The 14308-nt window shown below is 46.9% G+C and carries 18 protein-coding genes and 1 tRNA gene; 17 read left to right on the top strand and 2 right to left on the bottom strand.

Going from position 1 to position 14308, the window contains the following annotated elements; translation table 11 throughout:
- Positions 1 to 17 precede the first annotated feature (17 nt).
- The 10 genes from L6H65_RS25220 (at position 18) to L6H65_RS25175 (ending at position 10240) form a co-directional block, all read left to right on the top strand.
- Positions 18 to 809 carry a YidC/Oxa1 family membrane protein insertase gene (locus L6H65_RS25220; RefSeq protein ID WP_236347108.1) on the top strand — a complete coding sequence of 264 codons (792 nt, stop codon included), beginning with the start codon at positions 18 to 20 and terminating at the stop codon, positions 807 to 809.
- Positions 806 to 1441, top strand: coding sequence for an RNA-binding cell elongation regulator Jag/EloR (gene jag, locus L6H65_RS25215; protein ID WP_236347105.1), 636 nt, complete (start codon positions 806 to 808; stop codon positions 1439 to 1441). Before L6H65_RS25220 ends, jag begins: the two co-directional genes overlap by 4 nt.
- A gap of 159 nt (positions 1442 to 1600) precedes the next feature.
- A complete protein-coding gene (gene mnmE, locus L6H65_RS25210) occupies positions 1601 to 2980 on the top strand; it encodes a tRNA uridine-5-carboxymethylaminomethyl(34) synthesis GTPase MnmE (protein WP_236347135.1) in 1380 nt (459 codons plus the stop codon).
- Between the two features lie 30 nt (positions 2981 to 3010).
- Entirely contained in the window at positions 3011 to 4903 is a 1893-nt protein-coding gene (gene mnmG, locus L6H65_RS25205; protein ID WP_236347102.1) for a tRNA uridine-5-carboxymethylaminomethyl(34) synthesis enzyme MnmG, read from the top strand.
- A gap of 2 nt (positions 4904 to 4905) precedes the next feature.
- Entirely contained in the window at positions 4906 to 5628 is a 723-nt protein-coding gene (gene rsmG / locus L6H65_RS25200) for a 16S rRNA (guanine(527)-N(7))-methyltransferase RsmG (RefSeq protein WP_236347099.1), read from the top strand.
- A 188-nt stretch (positions 5629 to 5816) separates the two neighbouring features.
- Positions 5817 to 6635 carry a nucleoid occlusion protein gene (noc, locus tag L6H65_RS25195; RefSeq protein WP_236347096.1) on the top strand — a complete coding sequence of 273 codons (819 nt, stop codon included), beginning with the start codon at positions 5817 to 5819 and terminating at the stop codon, positions 6633 to 6635.
- 146 nt (positions 6636 to 6781) lie between these two features.
- Positions 6782 to 7555, top strand: a complete 774-nt coding sequence (locus tag L6H65_RS25190) for a ParA family protein (protein WP_236347094.1) — start codon at positions 6782 to 6784, stop codon at positions 7553 to 7555.
- Complete coding sequence (locus L6H65_RS25185) at positions 7536 to 8384, top strand: ParB/RepB/Spo0J family partition protein (protein WP_236347091.1); 849 nt, start codon at positions 7536 to 7538, stop codon at positions 8382 to 8384. Before L6H65_RS25190 ends, L6H65_RS25185 begins: the two co-directional genes overlap by 20 nt.
- Before the next feature lie 145 nt (positions 8385 to 8529).
- Positions 8530 to 9696: an aminotransferase class V-fold PLP-dependent enzyme gene (locus L6H65_RS25180; protein ID WP_236347088.1), complete on the top strand. Its 1167-nt coding sequence runs from the start codon at positions 8530 to 8532 to the stop codon at positions 9694 to 9696.
- 28 nt (positions 9697 to 9724) lie between these two features.
- Entirely contained in the window at positions 9725 to 10240 is a 516-nt protein-coding gene (locus L6H65_RS25175) for a DUF4446 family protein (RefSeq protein WP_236347085.1), read from the top strand.
- Here the strand turns inward: L6H65_RS25175 and yyaC are convergent.
- Complete coding sequence (gene yyaC, locus L6H65_RS25170) at positions 10188 to 10781, bottom strand: spore protease YyaC (protein WP_236347082.1); 594 nt, start codon at positions 10779 to 10781, stop codon at positions 10188 to 10190. The genes L6H65_RS25175 and yyaC overlap by 53 nt on opposite strands.
- 104 nt (positions 10782 to 10885) lie before the next feature.
- On the opposite strand from yyaC, the gene L6H65_RS25165 reads away from it, so the two are divergent.
- The 4 genes from L6H65_RS25165 (at position 10886) to L6H65_RS25150 (ending at position 12194) form a co-directional block, all read left to right on the top strand.
- Positions 10886 to 11125, top strand: coding sequence for a putative Se/S carrier protein (locus L6H65_RS25165; RefSeq protein WP_236347079.1), 240 nt, complete (start codon positions 10886 to 10888; stop codon positions 11123 to 11125).
- A 111-nt stretch (positions 11126 to 11236) separates the two neighbouring features.
- Positions 11237 to 11464 (top strand): DUF951 domain-containing protein, encoded by a 228-nt coding sequence (locus L6H65_RS25160; RefSeq protein WP_236347076.1) that lies wholly within the window; start codon positions 11237 to 11239, stop codon positions 11462 to 11464.
- Between the two features lie 73 nt (positions 11465 to 11537).
- A complete protein-coding gene (locus L6H65_RS25155) occupies positions 11538 to 12026 on the top strand; it encodes a hypothetical protein (RefSeq protein WP_236347072.1) in 489 nt (162 codons plus the stop codon).
- 77 nt (positions 12027 to 12103) lie between these two features.
- Positions 12104 to 12194: transfer RNA gene (locus tag L6H65_RS25150), tRNA-Ser, on the top strand.
- Between the two features lie 369 nt (positions 12195 to 12563).
- On the opposite strand, the gene L6H65_RS25145 is transcribed toward L6H65_RS25150, so the two are convergent.
- Positions 12564 to 12743: a YjzC family protein gene (locus tag L6H65_RS25145; RefSeq protein WP_236347068.1), complete on the bottom strand. Its 180-nt coding sequence runs from the start codon at positions 12741 to 12743 to the stop codon at positions 12564 to 12566.
- A gap of 248 nt (positions 12744 to 12991) precedes the next feature.
- Between L6H65_RS25145 and rpsF the strand changes: the two genes are divergently transcribed.
- The 3 genes from rpsF to rpsR are packed head-to-tail and all read left to right on the top strand — an operon-like array spanning position 12992 to position 14131.
- Entirely contained in the window at positions 12992 to 13276 is a 285-nt protein-coding gene (rpsF, locus tag L6H65_RS25140; protein WP_236347065.1) for a 30S ribosomal protein S6, read from the top strand.
- Positions 13277 to 13312: 36 nt separating this feature from the next.
- Positions 13313 to 13834, top strand: a complete 522-nt coding sequence (gene ssb / locus L6H65_RS25135; RefSeq protein WP_236347062.1) for a single-stranded DNA-binding protein — start codon at positions 13313 to 13315, stop codon at positions 13832 to 13834.
- Positions 13835 to 13852: 18 nt separating this feature from the next.
- Positions 13853 to 14131, top strand: a complete 279-nt coding sequence (rpsR, locus tag L6H65_RS25130; RefSeq protein ID WP_219872895.1) for a 30S ribosomal protein S18 — start codon at positions 13853 to 13855, stop codon at positions 14129 to 14131.
- The last annotated feature ends 177 nt before the right edge of the window (positions 14132 to 14308 follow it).

Here is a 14308-nt window from a genome sequence, read left to right as displayed (position 1 = left end):
CCAGAGAGGAGTTTTAAATGTTGTCGCGGATTTCTAAACGCACTTGGTTAACAGTGCTCGGGGTAGTTCTTGTTACGTTGTTTCTGTCAGGATGTGCCCCTTCAGACCACACGATAAAGACGGAAGATTTGCTTGAGGGTAACTTCTGGGAGAAGAACGTTGTTTATTGGTTCGCTTTGATGCTGGACACGTTCGCCAGTTGGTTCGGCGGTGAATACGGATTTGCGATTATACTGCTGACGATTATTGTAAGAACGATTATTTTGCCTCTAACCTTAAAGCAATATAGGAGTTCCAAAGCGATGCAGGCGCTTCAGCCTGAGCTGGCGGAGATTAAGAAGAAGCATAAGGACAACCCGCAGAAGCAGCAGGAAGAAACGATGAAGCTGTTCCAGCAGCATCAGGTTAATCCGCTTGCAGGATGTTTGCCGCTTATTGTACAGATGCCGATCTTCATCGCGCTGTATAACGCCATCTATTGGAATGAGAATATCCGAACGCATGAATTCCTTGGCATTCAATTAGGCGTGCCGGTTAATGAGCAGGAATGGTATGCTTACATTTTGCCGGTAGTCGCAGCTATAACAACGTTTATTCAATCGAAAATGATGTCCAGTCAGCAGAAGATGATGCCAGCGATGCAAGGGATCATGATGATCTTCCCAGTATTGATCTTCGTTATGGCGCTGTCCTTCCCGGCCGCTCTGCCGTTGTACTGGGTTTTCAGTAATATCTATACGATTATTCAGAACTATTTCCTATACGGACGCACCTCATCCAAAGATAAGGAGAGTGTTCCTGCGAAATGAAGAAAATCGTAGCATCCGGCAAAACGATAGAAGATGCTGTTCGCAATGGATTAACGGAATTGCAAGTGACTGAAGATCGCGTCCAGGTGACTGTTCTTGATCAGCCCTCCAAAGGTCTGTTCGGACTCATCGGCGTGAAGGAAGCGAAGGTACAGATAGAGCTCCTGCCAGAGCCGGAACCCGTAGACGCTGTTAAGGAAACAGAGCGTTTCATTACGGAAGTGGCATCGAAGATGGGGCTTGATATCATCATTACTCGTAAAGAGTCGAGGGATGGTTTGACGCTTGCACTATCAGGAAGCGGCGATCTGGGTATGCTTATCGGTCGGCGCGGGCAAACGCTTGATGCCTTGCAGTACTTGGTTAATATTGTTGCCAACCGTTATGCGGACAGTCATATTCGAATCGTGCTGGATGCGGAAGATTTTCGCGAGCGTCGTCGTAAGACGCTTGAGGATTTGTCTGATCGGTTAGCGGGTCATGTCATTCGTACTCGAAAAGAAATTGTTCTTGAGCCGATGTCACCGCACGAGAGGAAAATCATTCATTCGCAGCTGCAGGATCACGCGAAGGTTAAAACATTCAGTAAAGGCGATGAGCCCAATCGGCGCATCGTCATCGCACCCCGTTAACGTTCGCATAGATGAAACTCAAGCAATGGCTGTTTACTGGTCATTGCTCATTTTTTTGAATTTCCCTTATTTTCGAAGGGAAATGTGTTGGAGCACCGAAGGATAGAGACAGTTGAAACTTCTGGGATGAAGAAGTTGTATGGAGGCTTTCTAGTTATGATGAATGTTGATACCATTGCCGCCATCTCGACAGCTGTCGGGGAGGGCGGCATTGCCATTATCCGGGTTAGTGGCCCCGAGGCTGTGTCAGAAGCGAAAAAATATTTTCGCTCGAAGTCGGATATTGCGACAGCAGATTCCCATACGGTGCATTATGGTCATATTGTTGATCCTGCTAATGGCGAAGCTGTGGAAGAGATCTTATTGACGATTATGAGAGGACCGCGTTCCTTCACAGCGGAGGATGTAGTTGAGCTGAGCACACATGGCGGCATTGTTGCTGTCAAGCGTGTATTGGAGCTGCTGTTGAAGGAAGGGACGATACGTATTGCGGAGCCTGGAGAGTTTACGAAACGGGCTTTCCTGAACGGAAGAATTGACCTGACCCAGGCGGAAGCGGTTATCGATCTTATTCGCTCCAAATCAGATCGGGCCTTCTCTGTTGCGATGAAGCAGGCTGAGGGTGCGTTGTCGAGGAAGGTTAAGACGCTTCGTCATGAGCTGATTGAGCTGCTTGCTCATATTGAAGTAAATATCGATTATCCGGAGCATGATGTGACCGAGATGACGAGCAGCTTCATTCGAACCCGATGTCAGGAGGCATGCTCTGTCATTGATGGGCTGCTAAAAACAGCGGGTGAAGGTAAAATATTGCGTGAAGGCATCGTAACAGCGATTGTTGGCCGTCCTAATGTAGGCAAGTCCTCGCTGCTTAATGCGCTTGTGCAAGAGAATAAGGCAATTGTTACGGATATTCCGGGAACAACGCGGGATGTTATAGAAGAATATATATCATTAGGCGGAATACCGCTTCGTCTGCTCGACACGGCGGGTATACGCGAGACGTCTGATGTCGTCGAGCGCATTGGTGTCGAGCGATCCAGAACAGCGCTTGAGGAAGCGGATCTGATTCTGCTAGTGCTTAATGCCAACGAGCAGATGCATGAGGATGATCGATTGCTTATCGAGCAGCTTAAGGATCGTCCGGTCATCATCCTGTTGAACAAGACGGATTTGCCGGTAGTGATCGATGAGCAGGAGCTGCTTGCTATCGCTTCTGCAGATTCAATCGTTCGTCTGTCTGTGCTGCAGGAGAGCGGGCTTGATCAATTGGAGAAGGTCATTAGCGGGATGTTCTTCGGTGGAGAGCTGGAGAGTGGTGATTTGACCTATGTCAGCAATGTCAGACATATTACGCTGCTTGGTCATGCAAGACAGTCACTGGTGGATGCAGTGGAAGCAACAGAAGCTGGAATTCCGATTGATATTGTGCAAATTGATGTCCGTCAGGCATGGGAGCAATTAGGTGAAATGATAGGAGATTCGGTATCTGAATCTCTTCTTGACCAAATTTTCTCTCAGTTCTGTTTAGGTAAATAATGAAGTTGAGGCAAGTGAGGAGGTTAGCTGATGAAATATGAGGCAGGGCAATTTGATGTCATAGTCATTGGTGCGGGTCATGCGGGTGTAGAAGCTGCGCTGGCTGCTGCGAGAATGGGTTGTGAGACACTGCTCTTGACGATCAACCTCGATATGGTGGCGTTCATGCCATGCAATCCTTCTATTGGCGGACCCGCCAAAGGACATGTTGTGAGGGAGATTGATGCATTAGGCGGGGAAATGGGCCGCAACATCGATAAAACCTTTATCCAAATGAGGATGCTGAATACGGGTAAAGGTCCGGCCGTTCATGCATTGCGTGCGCAGGCAGACAAGTTTATGTATCAGCATTTCATGAAGAAAACGATTGAAGAAACCGAGCGTCTGACTCTTCGTCAAGGGATGGTTGAAGAGCTGATCGTCCAGGATGGTATATGCGTTGGTGTAGAGACGAAGACAGGCGCCATCTATCGCGGTCGCACGGTGGTACTGACAACGGGCACATATTTGCGCGGCAGAGTGATTATGGGGGAACTGATGTATGAGAGCGGCCCGAATAATCAACAGCCATCGATCAAGCTCTCTGCCAGCTTGAAGGAGCTGGGTCTTCAGCTTGTGAGATTCAAGACGGGAACACCGCCGCGTGTGCATGGGGACACGATAGATTTCAGCAAAACTGAAATTCAACCCGGCGATGAGAATCCGAAGTTTTTCTCTTATGAGACGGAATATTCCGATAATGAGCAGTTGCCATGCTGGTTGACGTACACTTCAGAGGAAACACATCGTATTATTAATGATAACCTTCATCGTGCGCCAATGTTCTCAGGTGCTATTGAAGGTACGGGACCGCGCTACTGTCCTTCCATTGAGGATAAGATCGTTCGGTTTGCCGATAAGCCGAAGCATCAGATTTTCCTTGAGCCTGAAGGCAAGCATACGTCCGAATATTATGTGCAAGGATTATCGACGAGTATGCCTGAGGATGTCCAACTCTCCATTCTCCGTTCTATTCCAGGTTTGGAAAAGGTTGAGATGATGCGCACCGGCTATGCGATCGAATATGATGCCGTTGTGCCAACACAGCTATGGCCTTCGCTTGAAACAAAGGTGATTCCGAACTTGTTCACAGCGGGGCAGATTAATGGAACCTCCGGTTATGAGGAAGCAGCTGGCCAAGGGGTAATAGCGGGCATTAATGCAGCACGTAAAGCGCAGGGGAGAGAGGCGGTTATTATTGATCGCTCTCAAGGTTACATTGGGGTCATGATTGATGATCTTGTTACGAAGGGTACAAGTGAGCCGTATCGATTGCTGACCTCACGCGCAGAGTACCGTTTGCTGCTTCGCCATGACAATGCAGATCTGCGTCTGACACCGCTTGGTTTCGAGATTGGTCTGATCTCTGAGGAGCGTTATGCCAAGTTCAACCGTAAGAAGGAGCTTGTTGAGGGCGAGATTGAGCGATTGAAGACGGTTAAAGTGAAGCCAGATGAAGCAGCATTGGGGCTGCTGGCTGAGCTTGGATCCGCGCCTATTCAGAATACGGTCGATGCGTTATCGTTGCTGCGCCGTCCGGAAGTTACTTATGCAAGTCTTGAACGGATTATCATTCCTTCACCTGATGTGTTGTCTGAGGATATGAAGGAGCAGGTTGAAATTCAAATCAAATATGCCGGGTATATTGAGAAGCAGCTTCTTCAGGTGGAACGCCTCGCCAAAATGGAGAAGAAACGTATGCCTGACGATATCGATTATAATGCTGTACACGGAATCGCAACGGAGGCGAAGCAGAAGCTGTCCAGCATCCGTCCACTTTCTATTGGGCAGGCATCTCGTATTGCGGGTGTCACGCCTGCAGATATATCCATTCTTCTTGTATACCTGGAGCACTATAACAGGGTAGTGGCAGCGCGGGGGTAGCTATGAATCAACAAGACATCGAGTTTATCGCTCTGCTTAAAGAGAAGGGGGTTCTATTATCTCCCACGCAGATGAAGCAGCTGGAAATGTATTATGAGCTGCTGGTTGAATGGAATGAGAAAATGAATCTCACCGGTATTACAGAAAGAGATGCGGTATATGAAAAACATTTCTTCGACTCTATATCGTTATCTTTCTTTGTTGGCATGGATAAAGTGAATACATTAGCGGATATTGGTTCTGGAGCAGGGTTTCCTAGCTTGCCTCTCAAAATTGTATTTCCCCATCTAAAGCTGACAATAGTGGATTCCCTTAATAAGCGTATTCAGTTTCTTCAAACGGTCGTTAGTGAGCTTGGTTTAACAGATGTTTCTTGCATTCATGGGCGAGCAGAGGATGTTGCTCGACTTGTAGAGCATCGTGACAAGTATGATCTTGTAACTGCTCGTGCCGTCGCCCGATTAAGTGCGCTGAACGAGCTTTGTCTTCCTTTCGCTCGCAAGGGAGGTATATTCGCTTCTATGAAGGGGGCGGAGCCTGGCGATGAAATTAAGGAAGCTAAGAAGAGCATGATTGAGCTTAAAGCTAAACTACAAGAAACCTTTCATTTGAAGCTGCCTTTCGAGCAATCGGATCGACATATCATTATTATTAAGAAGGTCGAGCATACACCATACAAATATCCGCGCAAAGCTGGCATTCCGATGAAACAACCGATCGTATAGTATGGTGGACGCGCAGCTCTCAGCTCGCGCGTCGGGGCAATACGTGTTGGGTGTAATTGTTCCACGTGAAACATTGCGGATAATAAATCGTGATTATTGCGAGTGTCAAGCAGGAAAATTGTTTAAGACCGACGAATTAATACTATGACAATACTCGGCACTTTGAATTCGGGTGGGTAGTTGAGACGATGAAGGAACAATTCTCGCGGTTGTTCGGTTTAACCGAACAGAAGAGCAATCAAGATGAAGTGAAGCAGATTCCGGTTGGAGAGATTGATACAAGTCCTTATCAACCGCGAACTGTATTTGATGATGATCGGATTGAGGAGCTTAGTCAAACGATTAAGACACATGGTGTTATTCAACCGATCGTTGTGCGAGTCCGTAATAATCGCTATGAGATTATAGCGGGGGAACGCAGATTTCGTGCTGTAACAAAGCTCGGACTTGATGCAATACCGGCTATTATTCGTGAATTCAATGATTCTCAAGCGGCTTCAATTGCATTAATTGAGAACCTGCAGCGAGAAGGTCTGACGGCAATTGAGGAAGCGGTTGCTTATCAGAAGCTCATTGATCTCCATCAATTGACGCAGGAAAGCTTGGCGCAGCGTCTTGGCAAGAGTCAATCTACGATTGCCAATAAGATTCGATTGCTCAATCTAAGTGATCCAGTTAAAGCCTCATTAATGGAGCGGAAAATTACAGAACGACATGCTAGAGCGCTGCTTTCTTTGGATTCGGATGAGCTGCAGCAGAAAGTTCTGGAAGATATTATTTCCAAGGAATTGAATGTGAAACAAACGGAAGCTAGAGTCGCATTCTTCAAGGAAGCGACGAAAGCGAAGAAGTCGAAACGAATATCCTTTACGAAGGATGTGCGACTAGCCTTGAATACGATCCGTCAGTCGATTGATATGGTAACAGGGTCAGGCTTGCAGATTAAGACGAATGAAAAGGATTGTGAAGATCATTACGAGATTGTTATTCACATTCCGAAACGATAGGTTGAATATAGTGCCAATTATAGGTTAACCAAATAGTTAACATGAGGCCGTCCTATGGGGACGGCATCGCCATTTTTACGAAAATTGATGGTGTATACTGGAAGTTGAATCGAAGATTGTAGTAAACAGCATAGAGGTGAACCGGTTTGTCTAAAACCATAGCAATAACGAACCAGAAGGGTGGAGTCGGCAAGACGACAACTTCTGTTAATCTGGGAGCCTGTCTTGCGTCACTTGGCAAGAAAGTGCTGTTGGTAGATATTGATCCGCAGGGTAACACGACGAGCGGAATCGGAGTTAATAAAGCAGATGTCGCGCATTGCATCTATGATGTGCTTATTAATGATGTCCATCCTAATGATGCAACGGTGCCAACTAATATAGACGGGTTAAACATTATACCTGCAACGATCCAGCTTGCAGGCGCTGAAATTGAGCTGGTTCCTACGATATCTCGGGAACAGAGATTGAAGAAATCGTTGGCTATGGTGAAGAAGCAATATGATTATATTCTAATCGATTGCCCGCCTTCGCTTGGCATTCTTACAATTAATTCTTTGACAGCAGCTGATTCAGTCATTATTCCTATACAGTGTGAGTATTACGCGCTAGAGGGATTGAGTCAATTGTTAAACACCGTTCGCCTCGTTCAGAAGCATCTGAACACGTCACTCCAAATTGAAGGTGTGCTTCTTACGATGTTTGATGCCAGAACGAATCTGGGGATTCAAGTCATCGAGGAAGTTAAGAAATATTTTCAGCAAAAGGTGTACCAAACTATTATTCCTCGGAATGTGAGGTTGAGCGAGGCTCCATCTCACGGTCAATCGATTATTACTTATGATCCTAGATCAAAAGGGGCCGAGGTTTATCTTGAACTCGCGAAGGAAGTGATCATGTATGAGCAAGCGGCTAGGTAGAGGTCTTGATGCGCTTATTCCATCGCTTTCAGTGAATGATGATGACAAAGTACTTGAAATCACACTTTCTCAGCTAAGACCGAATCCGTATCAGCCTCGCAAAACTTTCGATGATGACGCCATTCGAGAGCTTGCGGAGAGCATCAAGCATCATGGGGTCATTCAGCCGATAATTGTTCGCAGTGTATTAAAGGGCTATGAAATTATAGCGGGTGAACGGCGTTACCGTGCTTCACAGCTTTGCGGTAATGCGACAATTCCGGCGGTAGTACGCAATTTCACAGACCAACAGGTTATGGAGATTGCCCTTATCGAGAATCTTCAACGTGAAGATTTGAATGCCATTGAGTTGGCGCTTGCATATCAAGCGTTGGTGGATAAGTTTGATTTGACGCAGGAAGAGCTGTCCATGAAGGTGGGTAAGTCGCGATCCCACATTGCGAACTTTCTAAGATTGCTGACACTTCCGAATGAGATCAAAGATAATGTTTCACGTGGAACATTATCAATGGGACATGCTAGAGCGCTAGTCGGGGTGAAGGATGAAGCGCGTAAGAAAGAGCTGGCCCAGCAGTCGATAGCAGGTGAGTGGAGTGTGCGCGAGCTGGAAGAGGCTATTCAGAGGCTGGATCAGAAAGCGACTGTGAAAACGAAGGCAGCTGCCAAGAAACGCGATCCTTATATAGAACAGCTTGAGGAATCATTGAGAGAGCAATTCAAAACAACTGTAAAGATCAAGCAGCAGAAGGAAAAAGGTAAAATCGAGCTTCTTTACTACAATAAGCAGGATCTGGAACGGTTGCTTGAATTAATGCAGCAGCTCTCATAAATAAGCAGTATGAAATGAGATAGCATACTTAAGCATGCATCGATTGAAAAGGATGCCGCTTGAGTATGCTATTGTTGATTGGAAAGCATATATGCTTATAATAAGAATAGTCAGTAGTGGTGATGGGAAGAAGGGGCGTGTTTCTATGCAAGGCGCTGAAAAAATCAATTACTTGGATCATGCTGCTACCTCATGGCCTAAACCGGCACAGGTGATGGAGGCAGTAGTACAAGCGATGGAGCAGGATGCTGCGAACCCTGGCAGAGGCAGTCATGCAATGGCTGTTCGAGCGAGCAGAATATTGTTTGATACGCGCAAAGCGCTGGCGAAGCTGTTCGTGATCAAGAACCCTAACGATATCGCATTCGCTATAAATACGACAATGGCTTTGAATCTGGCGATAAAAGGTTTTGTGCAGCAGGGAGATCATGTGATTGCAACGGCTGTGGAACATAATTCTGTCAGAAGGCCGCTGGAATATTTGAAGAAGACGCTGCAGATTGAAGTCACCTATGTGGAAGCGAATGAGCAGGGTGAGGTAGAGGCGGCACAGGTGGAGGCAGCTATTCAGGCGAATACAAGTCTGGTTGTTGTCAACCATAGCTCAAATCTGTTTGGCTCCATATTGCCGGTCGCAGAAATTGGAGGAATCACTCGCAGTAGAGGGATTGCATTGCTTGTGGATGCCGCGCAAACAGCTGGTATGCTGGATATAGATGTCGAGGCAATGGGGATTGATATGCTCGCTTTTCCAGGCCATAAAGGGCTGCTAGGGCCTCAAGGGACAGGGGGGTTGTATGTTCACCCCCGAATAGAGCTTGCGCCGCTTCTGCACGGTGGTACAGGGAGTCAATCGGAGTCGCCTGAACAGCCGAAGGTTCGGCCGGATTGTTATGAAGCAGGCACTCAGAATACACCAGGTTTAGCAGGGCTGAAAGCGGGTGTCCGCTATGTGCTGAATGAGACGGTTCAAAACATCCATACTAGAGAATGGATGCTGACGCAACGAATGATGGAGGGACTGCTGGCTATAGAGGGATTACGTGTCCTTGGTCCCCAATTGGGCAAAGCAAGGACGGGCATTGTCTCTTTTGTAATCGAAGGTGCGGACCCGTCAGAAATTGCGTTCATTCTGGACCAGCATTATAACATTGCTGTGCGATCCGGCTTTCATTGTACGCCGCTAGCACATGGAGCAGCGGGAACGCTGGAGACGGGGGCAATTCGTGCCAGTGTTGGAGCGTTCACGACAGAGCAGGAAGTCGATGCAATCGTTCAAGCAGTAATTGAAATCAAACAACATTATAATTGAGGCTTAATTGTGGTGGGGAGAGACGATATTGGAAAATTTCATACAACACCCGATTGATTGGGTAACGATAGGGTTAGCTGTTATAGTCCTTCTTCTTATTATTCGAACGATGCTGCTGAGCAGCAGATTGAAGAAGCTAAGCCGAAATTATGAGCAGTTTATGAGTGGTACGGGTGTGGATGACCTGGATCGCGTTATCATTGAAATGAAGGAGAGACTTGGCCAGCAGGAGCAGGGTCATCGTATATTGAAGGAGACGGTTGAAGCTATGGGATTGCTGCTGAAGCAGAAGAGAGGAAATATTGGGATACATCGGTACAATGCTTTTGCTGAGCGTGGCAATGATCTTAGCTTCTCCATCGCTGTAATCAATGATTATGAGGATGGAATGGTTCTAAGCGGACTGCATAGCCGTGAACAGACCTTCGTATATGCGAAGCCAGTTAAAGCAGGGCAATCAGAGTATCCGCTTACACCAGAGGAGAAGCAGGCTATTGCTCTTGCGTCGCAGCAGGAGCAGCCAGATGGACGCTCTTCACGATAGCGGAGAATAAGCTCTGGGCGATGATTTCGGACATGCGAACGACGAGTTGCAGACGGGTATTCTGCAGGACGAAATATTCCATGAATCCGCCCACATTAACGATGCCAGTCATATGGATATCGCCAACAGGGGGGAGCTCTTTATTGACACCTGCACCTGGCCGTACAGGACCTGCGCCTACTTGAATACAGCCGACACTAGAAACTTGTCCTAAGCAGGCATCGATACCAATGACGAACGGTTTATGAATATGCTGGTTGATTGCAATTAAGGTGTCATCCAGATTCAAGGCATGTACGGGCTCGTCGAGCGTGCCATATAATTCAAAGTAAGGACTGCGGAATTTGCTAAGCGACGTGCCAACCAATGGGCCAAGGGCATCTCCTGTAGAGCGATCTGTGCCTACACAAACGATGACAAGCCGTTGATCATCTGACAAGCTGCTCAAGAGATAGGTGAGACGATTGATAAGAATACCTGTAACATTCGGTTCGGTGTAAGGGACCTTCAAAGGTTTATCTTTCATTCCTGCTAATCTCATAGAATCTCCTCCCGCAATCTTGTGTTACTAGTATATGGATGAGTCAACCAATTTATACTTGCGACACTCGCAGAAGATATTTCAGTGAGAAAGGAGGCGGGCATATGCTCATTGCCTTTGACTCTACACAGCAAGCGCTTAGAGCGGAAATGCTGCTAGAATATGTGGATATTGAGATAGATATATGTCCTACTCCGAAGGAAATAACGGCAGGCTGCGCTTTATCGATTCATTTTCCTGCGGATGATCTGGAAACGGTAAAACAGGTTATCGTGGATGAAAATGTTGAGGTGCGAGGAATATTCGAGCTGATCGATAAAGACTATGTGCAGATTGATATGTGAGGTTAGAACAAGCTTATCTGTACGAAGTGATGGTTTGCTCAATCCGGCCAGAAGCAGGATTGACAAAGACGCGGAGTGAAAACTTTTAGGTGAGGTAGAGGAGAGGGCGATATGGAGCGTAAGCAGTTTGAGCTTGGTGATATTGTACAGATGAAGAAGCAGCATCCATGCGGCACGAATGAGATGGAGATTATACGCATGGGCATGGACATCCGGATGAAATGCGTGGGCTGCAAGCACAGCGTACTCGTGCCTAGAGCGAAGTTCGAGAAGAACATGAGGAAGGTGCTTCGTTCAGCACTTGAATCTGAACAGCAGGGAGGGCCCGATCTGCAGTAAAGAGAAGTGATATTCCAGCAACTTTTGTTGAAGCGGCCTCGTTATTAGTTACATGCGAAGGAGGCCTGCCCTAATGAGACGATTTGTGAATATAAGTTTATTCATGGTCCTGATTGTTGCGCTTGTCGGGTGTCAAAGCGGCACTGAAACGACGATGCCAGAAGCCAAGATGTTCTCGGTTCATATTGATGCGCCTGAAGGTATTCAAGCGGATAAGCCCTTTATTGTTAAGGGCAATTTAGTTAATAATTCCGACACTTCCTGGAATGTGGAGCATGGTGCGGATATGTTTACGTATGAGGTTACGGATGGGAATGGTGAACCTGTTCTGCAGCCTGTAAAGCATAGGGTGGTTAATGGTATTGGAATAGGGACGGCTTTGAAGCCTGACATGAGCTATAGCTACAATGGCGAGGGGCATGTCCAACCTAGAATGGATGAACTTATAGTGCAAGCAGGGAGCTATTCAATCGTTTCAAAGGCAAAATTCACTATTAATTATGAGGATAAACGATACGAATTTGAGGTTGAATCAGCGCCTTTAAAATTTAAAGTGACATAAAGTTCGTATATCCGCAAAAGTGCTGTTGCATTCTGTGAACAGGCTGTGATACAATAATTTTTGTGTCACCGACATATGGAGAGGTACCCAAGAGGCCCAAGGGGGCTGACTCGAAATCAGCTAGGCGTGTCACAGCGTGCGTGGGTTCGAATCCCACCCTCTCCGCCATACATACAAACCAAGCGGCTCTGCGAGGAGCCGCTTTTTTGTTGCGTTATTTTATAACGGGAAAAAAGGGCTCTTGCGAGCCCTCTTTCGACGGTGATTGATCGATTTGTAATCAGTCGGCACTACAACCTTCTAGAGAATCTCGGTACACCGGTTTTGTATCCGGTGAGCGTGTGTTACAGACACTGGTCTTTGGCACATCTCCTCGCTTCCTATTTACGCTGAGTGGACAAAACTACCTTGCGGTTCTTGCTCCAAATGGTTCAATGGAACCACACCTCTCTTTGCACCGTCACAAATTATAATGCTCAATAAATCACGATCATATACATGCCTTTTGTTTTTTTCTCAGAATGGGTTCAATGCACTTCAATGCATTCGCTTCCACTTGCGGTTCTTATTAGATGCAGCAGGGAAAGGCTCTCCCTTATCGAGGTGCACTTTCTTGGGATTATTAACTCCCATATGGAATGATGCCTCGCCGATCTCGATATAGGTGCCTTCATTCGGTGCGCGGTCTCCGGATCTGAATTCTGTCCATTCGCCCATCGATCTAGGACCTCCTCTTTTATGGTATGGGATGAACGCTATGCGCTCAGCAATGCGCCTTTAGTGTGCGAAGATTGCTGCGTATTCATGAACGGAAGAATGCGGAATTGAACGTGTTCACGAATCATTACTTGTCAAGTGCCCATCATTTTTGATATAGTGGTTTGGTATGCGAGAAATTACTACTGGTAAATGACTCGCTCCTTGCTCCCATAAGGGGGCCGTTAGTCCAAGAGGAGGTGAAACAAATGCGCAAATATGAAGTGATGTACATCATTCGTCCGGATGTGGAACAAGAATCGGTACAAGCAATCACCGATAAGTTCCAAGGTATCATCTCCAACGGCGGAGAAGTCACAAAGCATGATGTGATGGGTAAGCGCCGCCTTGCGTATGAGATCGAAAAGTTTCGTGACGGTATTTATGTCCTCGTTCAGTTCAATGCAACGCCAGAAGTTGTATCTGAACTTGACCGCGTCATGAAAATTACGGATGAAGTTGTCCGTTCGATGATCGTTAAAGACGTATCTTAGTCTAACACGCAAGGGATGTTGATTGGAGGCTAAACGATGTTGAACCGCGTTATTCTCATTGGCAGATTAACAAAGGACCCGGAAATGCGCTATACCCCGGCAGGTGTTGCGGTAACGCAATTTACGCTAGCTGTGGATCGTTCGTTCAGCAGTGGCCAAGGCGAGAGGGAAGCAGATTTCATCCCGATCGTGACATGGCGTCAGCTTGCTGAGACCTGTGCCAACTATTTGCGTAAAGGCCGCTTAACGGCGGTTGAAGGCCGTATTCAGGTGCGGAACTATGAGAACAACGAAGGCAAGCGCGTCTATGTGACGGAAATTATTGCTGATAACGTTCGTTTCTTAGAGTCTAACCGCGAAGGCGGAGCTTCACGTGAAGACAGCGGCGGAGGCGGCAGCTACGGCGGAGGCCAAGGCAATGGCGGCGGCGGTAACAGTGGCGGCGGCTCGCAGGGCGGTGGAAGCCGGTCCGGTGGCTCATCCAGGAACGACAATCGTGATCCGTTCTCAGATGACGGGCGCCCGATCGACATATCGGAAGATGATCTACCATTCTAATCGAAAGGACGGATGACAATGAGCTTCAAGCAAAGAGAAGGCGGCGATGAGCGTCCAGAACGCAAATTCGGCGGTCGTAAAGGCCGTAACAAGCGCCGTAAAGTATGTTTCTTCACAGCTAACAAAATTAAACACATTGACTATAAAGATACGGACTTGCTTCGTAAATTCATCAGTGAGCGTGGAAAAATTTTGCCTCGCCGTGTAACAGGAACAAGTGCAAAATACCAACGCCTGTTGACGATCTCAATCAAGCGTTCGCGTCAAGTAGCACTTCTGCCTTACACAACGGAATAGGTTGGGTACAAGAAGACAGTCCTTATGGGGCTGTCTTTTTGTATTGTAGAGAGCAACATGACTTATGCAGTTGACTCCAAATACTAGAAACTTCACTAAATCGCACGCTATTATCACAAAATCATCTTGACAAATGAGAATGGCCCAAATAATCACGAAGAATACCTCTTTTTAACG

Origin of the sequence: Paenibacillus plantiphilus, from assembly GCF_927798095.1 — a bacterium.
GTDB lineage: Bacteria > Bacillota > Bacilli > Paenibacillales > Paenibacillaceae > Paenibacillus_Z > Paenibacillus_Z plantiphilus.
Note: the sequence above shows the minus strand (reverse complement) of the source record. Positions and strands in the feature narration are given on the sequence as shown.

Coding starts and splice junctions, on each gene's coding strand:
- L6H65_RS25145 (WP_236347068.1), bottom strand. CDS start 12,743: ATGGGCGAATGGACAGAATTCAGATCCGGAGACCGCGCACCGAATGAA.
- L6H65_RS25185 (WP_236347091.1), top strand. CDS start 7,536: ATGAGCAAGCGGCTAGGTAGAGGTCTTGATGCGCTTATTCCATCGCTT.
- ssb (WP_236347062.1), top strand. CDS start 13,313: ATGTTGAACCGCGTTATTCTCATTGGCAGATTAACAAAGGACCCGGAA.
- mnmG (WP_236347102.1), top strand. CDS start 3,011: ATGAAATATGAGGCAGGGCAATTTGATGTCATAGTCATTGGTGCGGGT.
- rpsR (WP_219872895.1), top strand. CDS start 13,853: ATGAGCTTCAAGCAAAGAGAAGGCGGCGATGAGCGTCCAGAACGCAAA.
- L6H65_RS25160 (WP_236347076.1), top strand. CDS start 11,237: ATGGAGCGTAAGCAGTTTGAGCTTGGTGATATTGTACAGATGAAGAAG.
- rsmG (WP_236347099.1), top strand. CDS start 4,906: ATGAATCAACAAGACATCGAGTTTATCGCTCTGCTTAAAGAGAAGGGG.
- jag (WP_236347105.1), top strand. CDS start 806: ATGAAGAAAATCGTAGCATCCGGCAAAACGATAGAAGATGCTGTTCGC.
- yyaC (WP_236347082.1), bottom strand. CDS start 10,781: ATGAGATTAGCAGGAATGAAAGATAAACCTTTGAAGGTCCCTTACACC.
- rpsF (WP_236347065.1), top strand. CDS start 12,992: ATGCGCAAATATGAAGTGATGTACATCATTCGTCCGGATGTGGAACAA.
- L6H65_RS25180 (WP_236347088.1), top strand. CDS start 8,530: ATGCAAGGCGCTGAAAAAATCAATTACTTGGATCATGCTGCTACCTCA.
- L6H65_RS25165 (WP_236347079.1), top strand. CDS start 10,886: ATGCTCATTGCCTTTGACTCTACACAGCAAGCGCTTAGAGCGGAAATG.
- L6H65_RS25220 (WP_236347108.1), top strand. CDS start 18: ATGTTGTCGCGGATTTCTAAACGCACTTGGTTAACAGTGCTCGGGGTA.
- noc (WP_236347096.1), top strand. CDS start 5,817: ATGAAGGAACAATTCTCGCGGTTGTTCGGTTTAACCGAACAGAAGAGC.
- L6H65_RS25155 (WP_236347072.1), top strand. CDS start 11,538: ATGAGACGATTTGTGAATATAAGTTTATTCATGGTCCTGATTGTTGCG.
- mnmE (WP_236347135.1), top strand. CDS start 1,601: ATGAATGTTGATACCATTGCCGCCATCTCGACAGCTGTCGGGGAGGGC.